This is a genomic window from Maribacter zhoushanensis (genome assembly GCF_029350975.1).
GTDB classification, from domain to species: Bacteria; Bacteroidota; Bacteroidia; order Flavobacteriales; family Flavobacteriaceae; genus Maribacter; species Maribacter zhoushanensis.
Window position 1 is genome coordinate 934,889 of sequence record NZ_JARKMR010000001.1, and the last position, 15,618, is coordinate 950,506.

The 15,618-nt window shown below is 34.2% G+C and carries 11 protein-coding genes; 6 read left to right on the forward strand and 5 right to left on the reverse strand.

Annotated elements, in window-relative coordinates; all coding sequences use genetic code 11:
* Nucleotides 1-10 precede the first annotated feature (10 nt).
* Complete coding sequence (locus tag PXD56_RS03870) at nucleotides 11-361, forward strand: rhodanese-like domain-containing protein (RefSeq protein WP_276492029.1); 351 nt, start codon at nucleotides 11-13, stop codon at nucleotides 359-361.
* Nucleotides 362-396: 35 nt separating this feature from the next.
* Here PXD56_RS03870 and PXD56_RS03875 read toward each other — a convergent pair whose 3' ends face one another.
* Both PXD56_RS03875 and PXD56_RS03880 read right to left on the reverse strand, forming a co-directional pair.
* The gene (locus PXD56_RS03875) at nucleotides 397-795 is read right to left on the reverse strand and encodes a response regulator (protein ID WP_276492030.1); all 399 of its coding nucleotides are present in this window, start codon (nucleotides 793-795) and stop codon (nucleotides 397-399) included.
* 5 nt (nucleotides 796-800) lie between these two features.
* Nucleotides 801-5,345 (reverse strand): PAS domain-containing protein, encoded by a 4,545-nt coding sequence (locus PXD56_RS03880; protein WP_276492031.1) that lies wholly within the window; start codon nucleotides 5,343-5,345, stop codon nucleotides 801-803.
* Between the two features lie 190 nt (nucleotides 5,346-5,535).
* On the opposite strand from PXD56_RS03880, the gene PXD56_RS03885 reads away from it, so the two are divergent.
* Entirely contained in the window at nucleotides 5,536-8,127 is a 2,592-nt protein-coding gene (locus tag PXD56_RS03885) for a toxin-antitoxin system YwqK family antitoxin (protein WP_276492032.1), read from the forward strand.
* Between the two features lie 122 nt (nucleotides 8,128-8,249).
* Here the strand turns inward: PXD56_RS03885 and PXD56_RS03890 are convergent, their stop codons facing one another.
* The 3 genes from PXD56_RS03890 to PXD56_RS03900 are packed head-to-tail and all read right to left on the reverse strand — an operon-like array spanning nucleotide 8,250 to nucleotide 11,953.
* A complete protein-coding gene (locus PXD56_RS03890) occupies nucleotides 8,250-10,274 on the reverse strand; it encodes a M3 family metallopeptidase (protein ID WP_276492033.1) in 2,025 nt (674 codons plus the stop codon).
* Nucleotides 10,275-10,304: 30 nt separating this feature from the next.
* Nucleotides 10,305-10,793: a 5-(carboxyamino)imidazole ribonucleotide mutase gene (gene purE / locus PXD56_RS03895; RefSeq protein WP_276492034.1), complete on the reverse strand. Its 489-nt coding sequence runs from the start codon at nucleotides 10,791-10,793 to the stop codon at nucleotides 10,305-10,307.
* Between the two features lie 5 nt (nucleotides 10,794-10,798).
* Nucleotides 10,799-11,953 (reverse strand): 5-(carboxyamino)imidazole ribonucleotide synthase, encoded by a 1,155-nt coding sequence (locus PXD56_RS03900; protein ID WP_276492035.1) that lies wholly within the window; start codon nucleotides 11,951-11,953, stop codon nucleotides 10,799-10,801.
* A gap of 136 nt (nucleotides 11,954-12,089) precedes the next feature.
* Here PXD56_RS03900 and PXD56_RS03905 point away from each other — a divergent pair, with 136 nt between their 5' ends.
* The 4 genes from PXD56_RS03905 to PXD56_RS03920 all read left to right on the forward strand — a co-directional run bounded on the left by PXD56_RS03905 (nucleotide 12,090) and on the right by PXD56_RS03920 (nucleotide 15,617).
* Nucleotides 12,090-13,199: an adenylate kinase gene (locus PXD56_RS03905; RefSeq protein ID WP_276492036.1), complete on the forward strand. Its 1,110-nt coding sequence runs from the start codon at nucleotides 12,090-12,092 to the stop codon at nucleotides 13,197-13,199.
* Between the two features lie 56 nt (nucleotides 13,200-13,255).
* Nucleotides 13,256-14,260: a GTPase ObgE gene (gene obgE, locus PXD56_RS03910; protein WP_276492037.1), complete on the forward strand. Its 1,005-nt coding sequence runs from the start codon at nucleotides 13,256-13,258 to the stop codon at nucleotides 14,258-14,260.
* Nucleotides 14,261-14,266: 6 nt separating this feature from the next.
* Nucleotides 14,267-14,977, forward strand: coding sequence for an ion transporter (locus tag PXD56_RS03915; RefSeq protein ID WP_276492038.1), 711 nt, complete (start codon nucleotides 14,267-14,269; stop codon nucleotides 14,975-14,977).
* A gap of 118 nt (nucleotides 14,978-15,095) precedes the next feature.
* Complete coding sequence (locus PXD56_RS03920; RefSeq protein WP_276492039.1) at nucleotides 15,096-15,617, forward strand: DUF4136 domain-containing protein; 522 nt, start codon at nucleotides 15,096-15,098, stop codon at nucleotides 15,615-15,617.
* Nucleotide 15,618: the final 1 nt, after the last annotated feature.

Here is a 15,618-nt window from a genome sequence, read left to right on the forward strand (position 1 = left end):
ACACTAAGCTATGAAGATTTTGTTAATTTTTATGTTTTTATTGTCTACTCAATTTGCAATAGGGCAAATAGAATCTAAACATATTTCAGAGTTTACTGGCTTTAATGCTGCTGAAGAAGTTTTGATTGATGTTAGAACACCGGCAGAGTTCAACTCAGGGTGTATAGATGGTGCGGTAAATATAGATTGGCTTTCAGAAGAATTTAATCAAAAGATAGCGCATATTGATAGCGATAAAAAAATATATGTGTACTGTAAAAAAGGAGGTAGAAGTTTAAAATCTCAAGAGAGGCTAGTTGAACTCGGTTTTAAAAATGTAATTAACTTGGAAGGTGGTTACGATGCTTTTTTTAAGAAATAAGAGATACAGAATGAAATTAAGCAATAATCGAGTCTTTATATTTCAGCCAGAATTTTGGTCAATTGATTATCTCTTATCGGTTTAACAATATAATCAGACACTTCTTTGATCATTTTTGTTTTTTCAAAATCTACTAAGTCTACAGAAGACGACAATATGTAAATTGTAATTTTTTTAGAAATTTTAGGTATAATTTTTATGTATTCATCCATAAATCTATATCCGTCCATAACCGGCATATTTACATCTAAAAAAACAATGTCGGGTAGTTCAATATGATTATCAATGTATTCGTTAAAGAAGTTCATTGCTTCTGCGCCATCGGTAAATGGAATAATTTTAGCTACAGATGTATGAGCTTCCAAAGTGTGGAATATGGTGTATTGAAAAACCTCGTCATCGTCAATTACACAAACTTTAATGTTATTGTCCATCTTACTTAGTTTAAAGTGATATAAAATGTTGTTCCATTGTTAACTTCACTATCTACAGAGATGGAACCGCCCATAGATGATATTTGTGCCTTCGTTAAAAATAACCCAAGTCCTCTTGCTTCTGGATGTTTATGGAAAACTTTGTTGAGACCAAATATTTTTTGTCCGTGCATTTTCATGTCTATTCCTAATCCATTATCCTTGAACTCTAAAAGTACTCTGCCATTTACCATTTCTGAAGATATAAAAATTTCAGGTATTTTGTTAGGTGACCTATACTTTAGGGAATTACTAACTAAATTAAGAAAAATACTCTCTAAATAAACGGGATTATATTTTACATTTTTGGCTTTTGTGAAATCACAAGTAATACGTCCTCCTGTTTCAATTAATTCTGCAGCTAAAATTTGCTTTGTTTTATGTAATATTTGTTCAAAAGAAAGGTCTTCTTTGATAATTACTGCACTATGCTTAATAGTTATGGTCTCGATTAAGGCATTAAGTGTGTCTGATAAATCTTCTACGACAATTTCAAATTTTTGAAAAATTTCTAACTTCCTATTGTCATCATCCGTTTTGTTGTAAAGATTTAGAAGAGCGTTTAAATTGCTGACCGGAGAGCGTAAATTATGAGAGGTAATATGATTAAATTCAGCTAGTTGTTTGTTTTTCGAAGTTAAAGTAATCGTTGATTTTTCTAAACTTCTGTTGGTGTCCAATATTTTTTGTTGGGCTTCTATTTGTTCTGTAATATCTTGGCTTGATCCTATTAATTCAATAACGTTACCATCAATATCTAAAATAACCTCACCAATGATTTTAATTGTTTTTATAGCGTTGTCGTTCTTTATGATTCTATGATGAAACGTGTCAAACTTTTTTGTTTCAATAATCTTCTGACTTATATCAATTACCTTTTCACGGTCTGCAGGGTGAACTCTTTTTAGGTAGGTATTAAAATCTGGTTTTGTTCCTTGTTCAAAATCTAGAATCTTCAATAAGTTTTCAGATTTATCCATAACATCCTGTATAATGTCCCATTTCCAATGACCTATACTTGATAATTGCTCTGCAAAATTTAATAGCTGGTTTTTTTCTAATAAGTCTTTTTCTATTTTTAAACGTTCAGTAATATTTTGGGCGGTACCGGCTACTTCTACTACCTCTCCAGCGTAGTTTTTTGTAGCTTCAGCTATTGACTCTATGGATAGAACGGTACCATCATTTAAAATGATCCGAAAAAATATGGACTTAATACTATCATCTCCTTCTACACATTTTTTAACCTGATATTTTACATTTTCCAAATCCTCTGGGTGTATTTTAGAGTAAAAGATTTTCATACTCATAGGGGAGTTGACTTTTAACCCATAAATTTTATAAAGATTATCTGACCATTTTAATGTATTAGAATGTATGTTGTAGTGCCAAGAGCCCATCATGGCAATCTCTTCTGCATAGGACAATAATTGGTTTTTTTCTTTTATTTTTTCTTGCGTTTTTATTTTTGCGGTAACATCTTGTGTTGTACCTATTAATTCTACAATATCTCCATTTTTATCTTCAACAATTTCAGATACTAATTCTAAAGAGCGTATGTCGCCGTTATCTTTTATGATACGAAATGATAAGATTTTGCCTCTTTTGTGGGTCTCAAGAATATTTTTAATATGTTGGCTTACCCTATCTGCATCATCGGGGTGTACTTTAGATAAAAACAGTTCAACATTTATTTGGGTATTTAAATCAATGCCAAAAATTTTATAAAGATTATCTGACCATGTTGAAATCTCTGTTTTAGGATTCCATTTCCAAGACCCCATTATTGCCATTTCTTCAGATACCGATAGTAAGTGGTTCTTTTCCTGTATTAGTTGTTTGGCTTTGATTATGTTGGTGATGTTTTGTGTAGAGCCTACAATTTCAATATTACCATCTTTATCTTTTGTAATTTCTCGTCTAACTTCTAGGGTTTTTATTTCTCCATTACTTGATATTATTCGGTAGGTGCTACGTTTATGCTCTATACCTTCAAATATTTCTTTAATCACTGTTTGTATTCCCTCTAAGTCAGGTTCGTAAACACTTTTAAGTTCTCTATCTATTGTTATTTCAGAACCTATTTCATAACCATAGATTCTGTACAAATTGTCTGACCACTTGCAAACATTTTTTTTAGGCTTCCATTCCCAAGAACCTAACATGGCCATTTGTTCAGCCATGTTCAGTTGTTTGTTTTTTTGAAGAAGTGTAAGTTCTTTAATTTTTTCTTCAGAGATATCTTGGCAAACACCGGTCATTTCTAAAACTTCACCTTGGCTGTTACGTATAATTTTGCCCAAAGATTTAATTGTTTTGATTGTTCCGTTTTTCAACTGAATTCTATAGGTGGATTCTGGAAAATCCCCACCGCGCATTGCATTTGTTAGTGAGGTGACTATACGTTCACGATCCTCTTCATGAATATAATTAATATAGGTTTCAAAGGATAGCGGAGCGCCTTTCTCGTGACCGTAAATAGCATGTAGGTTATCTGACCAAACAACTTCATTTGTTGGCGTGTTCCATTGCCAATAGCCGATCATGGCCATTTTTTCGGCAACATTTAAGCGGTAGTTTTTTTCAGATAGTTCTAAGTCTTTGGTGTGACTTTCTGTAATATCTAGGCACACGCCTAATAATTCTTGCAAACCGTCTGTTTTGTTTACCGTAACCTTGCCGATAATTTGAATTACTCTTATCTCATTATTTTTAAGAAGAATTCTAGTGGTGAAATCGTAAAATTTATTGTCTTTAATAGATAGAGCTACTCTTTCTTTTACAAAGCATTTGTCGTCAGGGTGTATTTTGTCAAAAAAGGTTTCAAAAGTTAACTTATCTATTTGGGGTTGTTCAAAAATAATGTACAAATTGTCTGACCATGAAACATCATTAATGCTTGGTTTATACCTCCAATAACCCATTGTGGTAAGATGTTCCGTAAAATTAAGTAGTTCGTCCTTTTCGTTTAATTCGTGCTCTATATGTAATGTACTTGTAATGTCACGGGTGGTACCAATCAACTCTCTTTCATTATTTACTTCATTAAAGACTATATCCGCAACTATTTCCAAAGTTCTTATGCTGCCATCTTTAATTATAATTCTATGAATGAACGTACATTGAGAATTTGTGTCTTGTACAAATTGCATTGAGTTGTCAACAATATGTTTATCAGCAGGATGTATACGTGTATAAAGCACCTCAAAATTCATAGGTCTATTTTTGTCGAAATCCATAATCTCATATAGATTTTCTGACCACTTAAACATACCGGTGTCAGGGCTCCATGACCATGTGCCTGCCTTTGTAGTTTTCTCTGTTAAACTTAATTGTTGATTGGTTTGTGTTAGCTCAAGTTCTCTACTTATTTTATTAGATATATCTTGTGTAGTGCCTATAAGTGATACTACATTACCATTAGAATCTGTAACAGCATCCGATACTATTTTTAAAGTTTTAATTGCGCCGTTCTCTAGTTGTATTCTATGTACAAATGAATGAGATTGTTTGTTAATTAAAATTTCATTGAATTTATCTTTTAGATAATCTAAGTCATCTGGGTGTACAAAGTTTTGTAATGTTTCAAAACTCATTTTTGTACCAAACTCTATTTCAAATATTCTATAGAGATTATCTGTCCATCTAAATTCATTTTTGCATAAATCTAACTGCCAAGACCCTGCATCATTTATTTTTTCAGTTAATATTAATTGTTGGTTAGCCTGTGAAAGCCTCTGTTTTGCAGTAATATTTTCCGTAATATCTTGACAGGTTCCCAGCATGGTCACAACCTCTCCTTTTTCGTTTGATATTACTTTGCCTGCTGAACAAAGTGTTTTAATGGTCCCGTCTTTTAATTGTATTCTGTATTTAGATTCTGGAAAACTTTTAGTCTTTAGCGCTACATCAAATTTAGCGGCTATAGCATCTCTATCATCTTTGTGAACATAACTTAGATATATTTCTTGTGATATTGGGCAATTTTTATCGTGATTAAAAATTGAATAAAAATTATCAGACCATTTTAATTCGCCGGTAACTACATTCCAATTCCAGGAACCGGATTTCGCCAGTTTTTCGGCATAGTTTAATTGATGTTCTAATTGAAGCTTTTCTTGGTCTCTAGTGCTAGGTGTAAGGTCTTTGATAACTCCGCAAACACTAATGCATTCCCCGTTTACTTTAATAGGTTGGGCGGTTACTTGCAAATGCCGAGAATTGCCCTTTGCCGTTATAACTTCATAATCTATTTCAAATGGAGTGCCATTTTCTATAGCTTCTTTATGTGCTTTAAAAATTAGGTTTTTTGAAACATCTTCCTTGCAATTTCCATAACAATTTTTATCATTGGGAGTGAAATTTAACGGTACCTCATGAATCTCTTTTAAGACAGTGTTCCACTCAAATACGTTTAATTTTATATCAAACTGAAACGTGCCAAGCTTGGGCTCTTTATCAATAGTTCCCAAAAGTTGATTTGTATGCGAAAGAGTGCTTTCGTTACTCATTCTAAAAAGATGTTTTAAATGGGTAGTGTTTGTAGCTATACAGCTACAAGGTAATTATTAAATATTTGATATATAGTATGTTTTTAGATTTTGATACAACAAACTTTACAATCAGGTATTTTTTGTATTCAAATACAAACCGCTAAATTCGAACGCTTGAAGTTATATCAATAATTTGCTAAACCTTTCTATGTCAAAATTTAAAACCGATTTTAAATTCCTCTCTATTTTAAATCTTCGTATTTCTCTTATTGTATGCGTCTATTTATTTCTGAATGTACATAAGCTTTTTTCTCAAAACGATACTATTTTCTATGATGCCAAATGGAAGGTTGTTTCTAAAGAGGAGGCTTCATTTTTTAGACCTAAAATTGAAAAAATAGGAGACTTGTATAAAGTTGAAGATTATTATATAAATGGTAATGTACAGATGCGGGGTATGTCTTCAAGCAATGAAAAAGATATTTGGGAGGGTGTTGTTACTTGGTATAAAAAAGATGGAAAACCATATCAGCAAGGTACGTATGCTAATAATAGATTAAATGGTGAATACATTTCCTATGAAGGCGATGAAAAAATCATAGCGTACTATAAAGATGGGTATTTTAATTCCGGTAAAATGATTTCAGATTATGGTGAGGGTCATTTTTATCAGGAGAAAAAAGGAGATACGTTAGTACAGATCTATTATGACGATGATAGAAAAGATATTAGATATGAGAATTATAGTACATTAAAAAAAGGAAATTATTATTCAAGATACTATGGTGATGATGGTGAATTATTAGGTGACCGCACCTTACATTCTAACGGTTATGTTAAAGGGATAGAAGTCTTTTATTACTATAACCCTATGAGAATTCAGCAAATAAGATATATGCCTTACGGTAGGGAATTAGTTAGCGCAACATATTACGGTAACGGGCAAGTACGGGAAAAAGTCAATGTCAATGATAAATGGTCAAAAGAATATTTTTCTAAGAAAGGAGACCTTTTGGGTAAAATTGAATTTGCTTTAGATGGAGATTATTTACGCCCCATGTATGGTAAACTCATAAAATTTCAGTTAAGCAAAACCAAAGAATATAATGAAGCTATTGGTTCTGTTACTACCTATACTGATGGGAAAATCATTGAGGAAGAAATTTTCAATGCTGATAATAAAAGGGCAAGATTGGTCCAATTTGAAAATGGGTTTAAATCTTTACAGATAAATTTTGACGATAACGGTAAAGAAATCCATAGAATGACTTTTAAAAATGGTCTGCCTTTTCACGGTACCGAAACTACCAATCATCACAGTATTGTTTATGAAGATGGTGAATTGGTAGAAGAGGTGGTTTTTTACAGAAATACTCAGAAGCCGCAAAAGAAAATGAGTAAGACCAAAGAGGTTTATTATGGCTTTGATGGAGATATACTGGGTGAGTTGAACATAAAGTTTGAAAACGGATTTAGTTCTCCTTGGCAAGGTCATCGATTTACTCTGGGGTCAGAGAATGGCGAGGTATTAGGTGTTAGTGAATTTAAAGATGGGGCGTTGGTAAAACGAACGGATTTTAGAAAACGCTTGGTAGGAAAAGATCGCTACGCAACTTTCAAAAAACTTGAAGAGTATGGTAATGATGGCTATGATAAAATAAGAGAGATTCGTTTTTATAGTAATGGGAAAATGCAAAGTGATATAACCTTTTCTAAATACAAGGAAGTGAAAGGGGTGTTTTTTAATGACGAAGGTGAACAATTAGGTGTTTTTGATTATGAAAATAAAGAAGGTAAAATGTATAAATTCTTTGTTGATACAAATGAGATTCAATTGGTAGAAGCTTATGAGAATGGTAACCTAGTAGCATCAAAAAGATATGAGATGCAGAGGAATGTAGATTATGACAAGCGTAAACCAATTTTAATACATGATTTTGATATTACTTGTTGTGAGTCTTTTTATAGTGATGAAACAGCAGAGCTGCTTGGTCGTGTTGAATATGTAAATAATAAACCTTGGAAAGGAACTGCATATAATACTGCCGATAGAACAAAGTATATCATAGAAAATGGTGAACGGAATGGTGCATACGTAAAGTATGATTACAGTGGTAAACGTATTGAAGAAGGTAGTTATGTAGATGACAAAAGAGAAGGGTTGTTTAATTATTACAACTATTTTGGAGTGCTGAAAAAGACCGAAATGTACAAGGATGATAAGCTAGATGGCGATACGGTATTTTATAATGAAGACCAGGAGGTACTTGCAAGTATACAATACTCAAAAGGTACACCATTTGAAGGAACACGACTTTTAAATAACTATTCAAAGGGCAAGTCTAACCAAGAATCTTTTAAAAAAGGTTTATTGGTAGAGCGTATAAGTTATGGGGAGAATGGTAAGAGCATAAGTACGTATATAAACGGGCAAGAGCATCAAACTATATCTTACTACCCAGATTCAGATTTAGTCCGACTTAAATATCAAACAAAGAACAACTATATAGATGGTGATGTATTTAGGTATGATGTAGAGGGAAAGCAGCAATATACGGCTAAGGTAAAAAGAGGAGAGTTAATTTCTGGAACTATACTGCTAATGTCTAACGACTATAATAACAGAGTTAGTCATATTAAAGTAATCAAAAATGAGCAGATGGTACACATGGAAGTCATAGATATTGATGGTATTTCTATTTTTGAAGCAAAAGAGAAAACTATGTTAGGATCTCAACCAGAATATCTGAATCGTTTAAATATCAGTGCAAAATTTATTGACGCCTATAAGTTGTACTAAAATTGATAATACACCATTGTTTTTTAGTAACGGTAGGTAGTATGTTATTCTATAAATATAAAAGAAGGGAGTTGATAGACATCAACTCCCTTCTTTTGTTCTTTAGCCATTTGGCTTAAAAATTATGATTGTAATAATCCAGCTCGCTCCAATAATGCTTCTACCTTTGGTTCTGCGCCTCTAAATCTTTTGTAAAGTGTCATCGGGTTTTCTGTGCCACCTTGTGACAATACATTGTCTTTAAATTTAGTAGCTACTTCTTTGTTGAAAATACCTTTTTCCTTAAAGTAGGCAAAGGCATCTGCATCTAGCACTTCTGCCCATTTGTAACTGTAGTAACCAGAAGAGTATCCTCCTTGAAATATATGAGAGAATGCGGTGCTCATACAAGTTTCTGGTGTTGCGGGGTAAAGACTGGTATCTTTAAATGCTTCGTCTTCGTGTGCTTTTACGTTGGTAATACTTGTTGGGTCAATTCCGTGCCAAGACATATCCAATAATCCAAAACTTAACTGTCGTAAGGTTTGCATACCTTCTTGAAAGGTTGCCGATTCTTTTATTTTTTCAACCAGTTCCATAGGTATGGTTTCCCCGGTTTCGTAATGCTTTGCGAACAGTTCTAATGCTTCTTTTTCGTAACACCAGTTTTCTAAAACCTGACTAGGCAATTCTACAAAATCCCAAAAAACAGATGTTCCAGAAAGGCTAGGGTAGGTGGTGTTTGCCAGCATACCGTGTAAACCATGACCAAATTCATGGAATAAAGTTGTTACTTCATTAAAAGTCAATAATGAAGGCTTGCTTTTTGTTGATGGTGTAAAGTTGCAAACGTTTGATATATGCGGACGCACATTTTCGCCATTACGCTTCCATTGACTTTTAAAAGAAGTCATCCATGCCCCACCTCTTTTTCCTGCTCTAGGATGAAAATCTGCATAGAACAATGAAATAAAGTTTTTATCGGCATCGTACACTTTATATGTTTTAACCTCCTCATGATATTTTTCAATGTCATGAACCTCTTCAAATTGTAAATCGAATAAGTTTTCAGCTACTTTAAAAACACCGTTTATTACATTTTCAAGTTTAAAATAAGGCTTCAACTTTTCATCATCTAAATTGAAAAGCTCTTGCTTCAATTTCTCAGAGTAGTAGCTACTGTCCCATTTCTCTAAGCGGTCAATGTTGTCAAGTTTTTTTGCAAAATCTTCTAATTGCTTAAACTCACGTTCTGCAGCTGGCTTTGCTTTTTCCAAAAGTTCATTTAAGAAAGAATGCACTTTTTCAGGAGTTTCTGCCATGCGCTCTTCCAATACAAAATTGGCATGCGTTTTATAACCTAATAGGTTGGCTCTTTCAAAACGTAATTTGGCTATTTCCAAAACGTTTTCTTGGTTGTCCAATTCGTCATTATGAAAAGCCTTACTACCAAACGCCAATGAAAGCTCTTTACGTAACGCACGGTTTTTAGCGTATTTCATGAAGGGGATATAGCTAGGGTAATCTAAAGTAATCATCCAGCCATCTTCCTTGCCTTTGGAGATTGCCAACTGTGCAGCAGCTTCTTTTTCGCCTTCTGGCAATCCGTCTACATCTGCTTCATCTGTTAGGTGTAATTGATATTTGTTTGTTTCGGCAAGTACATTCTCGCCAAAAGTCAATTTTAGCTTAGCAAGTTTGGCATCTATCTCACGTAAACGAGTTTTTTTATCTTCGGATAAATTAGCTCCGTTTCTACTAAAACTCTTGTATTTCTTATCTAAAAGAGTGCTTTGCTCAACAGTAAGGTTCAAACTATCCTTTTGGTCATAAACTGCTTTTACTCTCTTGAACAAATCTTCGTTTAAAGTAATATCATTTCCAAATTCAGATAATAGCGGAGAAATTTCTTGTGCAATTTTCTGAATCTCCTCATTGGTTTCAGCTGAGTTTAAATTGAAAAACACACTAGAGATTCGGTCTAATTGCTGACCTGAGAATTCTAAGGCTTCTATCGTGTTTTCAAAAGTAGGTGCTTCAGTATTATTGGTAATAGCGTCTATTTCTGCTCGTGCATCTTCTATAGATTGTAAAAATGCAGGCTTAAAATGCTCGTTTTTAATTTGGGAAAAAGGAGCGGTATCAAATGGGGATAATAATGGATTCATATTTCTTGTATTGAGATTTTTTGTAGATGGCTATTTACCGTTTACAGCCTTTGCGCCATCTATTACTTTTTGCTTTAAACCTTCTTTGTATAAAATCATCTTGTCTAAAACACATTTGTCTGAACTGCCAATAATCTGTGCGGCAAGTATTCCTGCATTTTTTGCTCCGTTAAGAGCAACGGTTGCAACCGGTACGCCACCTGGCATTTGAAGAATAGAAAGAACAGAATCCCATCCATCTATTGAATTACTACTTTTTACTGGCACGCCGATAACAGGTAAGGGTGACATTGAAGCGACCATACCTGGTAAATGTGCAGCACCTCCTGCGCCGGCAATAATTACCGAATACCCGTTGATGTGTGCATTTTTGCTGAAATCGAATAATTTTTCTGGTGTTCTATGCGCAGATACAATATCTACATCTACCTCTATATCAAAACCTTTTAAAATATCTATGGCATCTTGCATTACGGGCATGTCACTTGTACTACCCATTACTACGGCTACTTTACTCATATTTTTTATTTTGAAATCACTTGAATTGTTTCTTTTACTTTTTCGGCAATGGCTCTTGCTTTTGCTAAATCATCATTTACAATGGTAACATGTCCCATTTTTCGAAATGGTCTTGTTTGTGCCTTTCCGTATATATGCGGAGTAACATTTTCCATCGCTAAAATTTCTTCTATATTTTTATAGACAACATCACCTGTGTAGCCTTCTGCGCCTACTAAATTGACCATTACACCTGCCACTTTACTATCGGTGTTACCTAATGGCAAACCTAGAATACTGCGTATGTGTTGTTCAAATTGGTTGGTGTAACTTGCTTCTATGCTATAATGCCCGCTATTATGTGGTCTTGGCGCTACCTCGTTCACCAATATTTTGTCATCTTCAGTTTGGAACATTTCTACGGCTAGTAATCCTGTAAGCCCTATTTTGTCAGCTACTTTCAGTGCCAATGCTCTTGCTTTTTCAGCTACTTCATCATCAATACGTGCCGGGCAGATTACATACTCAACCTGGTTGGCTTCCGGGTGAAACTCCATCTCCACAACAGGGTAGGTCTTAATTTCTCCCTCAGCATTTCTAGATACAATAACGGCTAATTCGTTTTTAAAAGGAATCATGGTTTCTGCAATGCATTCACCAGCTGGTAATCCTTCTAAATCTGCCATGGTTCTAACCACTTTAACTCCTTGCCCGTCATAACCAAACTGGGCTACTTTCCAAACAAAAGGAAATTGTAGACCTCCGTTGTTTATACTATCCTTTATCTCGCTTGAGTATGCAAAACGATGAAAATCTGCTGTAGGTATTTCATTATCTACATAGAATAATTTTTGTTTCGCTTTGTTTTGTATAATGCGTAAGGCCTTTGGCTGTGGATATACTTTTACGCCTTCATTTTCTAGCTTCTCTAGCGCATCAAGATTTACGTTTTCAATTTCAATGGTCAATACATCTACATCTTTTCCAAAATTGTAAACCGTATCAAAATCCAATAGACTGCCTTGAACAAATTCGTTACATGACATTCTACTTGGTGCTTCAGAAGAACCGTCTAAAACTTTAGTGTAAATATCCCATTTTCGTGTTTCGTACAACATCATTTTACCTAGTTGACCACCACCTAAAATGCCTAATTTAAAACCTGAAGAAAAATAATCCATATAATTGTTGCTTTTGGCAGTTGAAAAAACGCCTTAAGTACTACAAAAATACGGTTAAATCTTAGAAACCAATTCCTTTCTATTCAAAAACACAAGGCAATAGCTTATCTTTGCCAACCTTGATAATTTATGAAAATTGATACAAATCCACGACAAGTTTTTTAAACCTTATCTGAGCGAATCTGAAATTTTGCAGGCGGTAAAAACGGTTGCAGATAAGATTGCTGTAGATTATAAAGATGAAACACCCATTTTTGTTGGTGTGTTGAACGGATCTTTTATGTTCGTTTCAGATTTAATGAAAGCCTACCAACACCCCTGTGAAGTTTCTTTTGTAAGACTTAGTTCTTACCAAGGTTTAACATCTACGGGTATTGTAGAAACATTATTAGATGTACCTGAAAATATTGAAGGGCGCAGTGTCATTATTTTAGAAGATATTATTGACACAGGGCGTACCTTGCAGAAATTAGTACATTTATTTTCTAAGACAAAGGTCAAGGAATTTAAAATAGCCAGTCTTTTTTATAAGCCAGATGTGTACAGGGGCGAATATGCCATTGACTATTTTGGTTTGGCCATACCCGATAATTTTATCGTTGGTTACGGTCTAGACTATAAAGAACAAGGAAGAAATTTAAAAGAAGTATACCAATTAAACCAGAAACATATGATTAATCTTGTACTCTTTGGTAAGCCAGGAGCCGGCAAGGGCACACAAGCACAATTCTTAAAAGAGAAATATAATTTAAAGCATATTTCTACGGGAGATGTTTTTAGATTCAACATCAAAAACGGAACCGAGTTAGGCACTTTGGCCAAATCATATATTGATAAAGGTGAACTTGTACCAGATGAGGTTACAATAAAGATGTTGCAAGAAGAGGTAGATAAAAATGCCGATGCTGACGGCTTTATTTTTGACGGATTTCCAAGAACGGCTGCACAGGCAGAAGCTCTAGATAATTTCTTAGAGTCTAAAGATATGGGTATCAACGCAACTATTGCTTTAGAGGCCAATGACGAAATTTTAATTGATCGTCTTTTAGAGAGAGGTAAAGTTAGTGGAAGAACTGATGATCAGGATGTAGCTAAGATTAGAAATCGTTTTGATGAGTACAATGCTAAAACTACTCCTGTAAAAGAGTTTTATGAGGCGCAAGGTAAGTTTCATAGTGTTAACGGTATTGGCTCAATTACTGAGATTACCGAACGCCTAACCGAAGTAATCGAAGGCTTAAAATAATATCTAATTTTTATGTCAATTTGTTTGATGTAATTATTTGAACTGAAAGAATAAAAATGACCGAAGGTAATTTTGTAGACTACGTAAAAGTGGGTTTGACTTCTGGTAAAGGAGGCAAGGGATCTGTGCATTTGCACCGTGAAAAATTTATTACCAAAGGTGGTCCTGATGGTGGTGATGGTGGTCGTGGCGGACATATAATTGTTCGTGGAAACGAAAATCTATGGACCTTGATCAATTTTAAATTCAAGAAACATTTTAAAGCTGGTCATGGTGCACACGGTAGTAAAAGCCGTAGTACCGGGGCAGATGGTGAAGATGTGTATTTAGATGTGCCGTTAGGTACTGTAGTTAAAGATTTTGAGACCAAAGAGGTGCTTTTTGAAATCACCGAACATGGTGAAGAGAGAATTCTGCTTAAAGGAGGTATGGGTGGTCGTGGTAACTGGCATTTTAGAACGTCAACCAACCAAACGCCTAGATATGCACAACCGGGTATGGACGGTCTTGAAGGTGAGTTTCTGTTAGAACTTAAAGTATTGGCAGATGTTGGTCTGGTAGGTTTCCCTAATGCCGGTAAGTCTACTTTGTTATCTGTTATAACCTCTGCAAAACCTAAAATTGCAGATTACGAGTTTACAACCTTGAAACCGAATTTGGGTATTGTCGAATACCGAGATTTCAAGAGTTTTGTAATGGCAGATATACCTGGTATTATAGAAGGTGCCGCAGAAGGTAAAGGTTTAGGTCACTACTTTTTAAGACATATAGAACGTAATGCCAATTTGTTATTTTTAATTCCTGCGGATAGTAAGGATATTAGCAAGGAATATGAGATTTTATTGGATGAATTACGTCGTTACAATCCAGAACTGTTAGATAAAGAACGTCTTATTTGTATCTCTAAAAGCGATATGCTAGATGAAGAGCTAATGAATGAAATGCGAGAAGAGCTGAACAAAGATTTAAAAGGAATCCCTTTTATGTTCATATCATCTGTTGCGCAAATGGGTATCTTAGAATTGAAAGATAAGCTTTGGGCAATGCTTAATGCAGAATAGTCAATAATGAAACAGTATCTCAAAAATATTGTTGAAATTAATGATAATAGAAAAAGCAGGCTATTTGCATATTTCATTCAAGCTTTAATTTTTTTATCCATAATATCATTTTCTTATGAAACGGTTCCTGATTTAGAGCCGGGTACTCGTAAAATATTAAAAATAATCGAGGTTTTTTGTGTACTTGTTTTTTCAATAGAATATTTATTGAGAATTTATGTAGCTGATAACAAGTTCAAATTTATCTTCAGTTTTTATGGGGTTATAGATTTTTTAGCCATACTCCCTTTTTACTTAGCGTTAGGTATTGATCTTAGGTCTTTACGCGCACTTAGGTTTTTAAGATTGTTCCGTATTTTAAAACTGATGCGATATAATAGGGCCATTAATCATTTTACAAAGGCTATTGCATTGGCAAAAGAAGAGATATTACTGTTCTTAATTGTTACGCTGATTTTAATTTATTTTTCTGCTGTAGGCATTTACTATTTTGAAAATGAAGTGCAACCAGAAAATTTCTCTTCAATTTTTGATAGTCTTTGGTGGGCCATAATAACACTTACTACGGTTGGTTATGGTGATGTATATCCTATTACGGTAGGGGGCAAGGTATTTACTTTTTTTATTCTCATGATCGGTCTAGGTATCGTAGCAATTCCTACAGGGATTATTTCTTCTGCCTTAACCAAATCAGTAGATAAAAAGGAAGAGGAATAAAGGTTATAGGATTGAGTAATAGAAAAGTTACATATACTGCGGGCACATTTAGTCGAATACCTTAATGAAATCATATAATAATCTTTTATTTTCTTTAATTTTAAGAAAATACATTGTCATGAGAATTTTCCTTTTAAGTGTTGTATTCATTGTTTTAACTTCTTGCGGAGCAGCGAAGGTTAATTATGATTATGATGATCAAACCGATTTTACAGCCTATTCTACCTATAACTATTTTGGTGATATGGAAACAGGTTTAAGTGAATTGGACGAAAAAAGATTGATGGATGCTTTAGATGCTACCTTAGGCGAAAAAGGTTTTATGTTCGCAGAAGAACCAGATATGTTCATTAACATTAAAAGCTCTGTTTACAGAGATCAGGCTAGTGGTAGTAATGTTGGTGTGGGACTTGGTGGTGGTAACCGTGGCATTGGTGGCGGAGTGTCCATTGGTATTCCCGTAGGCGGTCCAAAAATGACAAGGCAACTACAGATAGATTTTGTAGATAGCAATAAAGACATGCTTATTTGGCAAGCCATTAGTGAAAGTCCGTTTCGTGAAGGTGATACACCTCAAGAAAAATCAGAAAAACTTCAAGCAGTAGTTGATAAGATATTTAGTAAGTACCCCCCAGAATAAT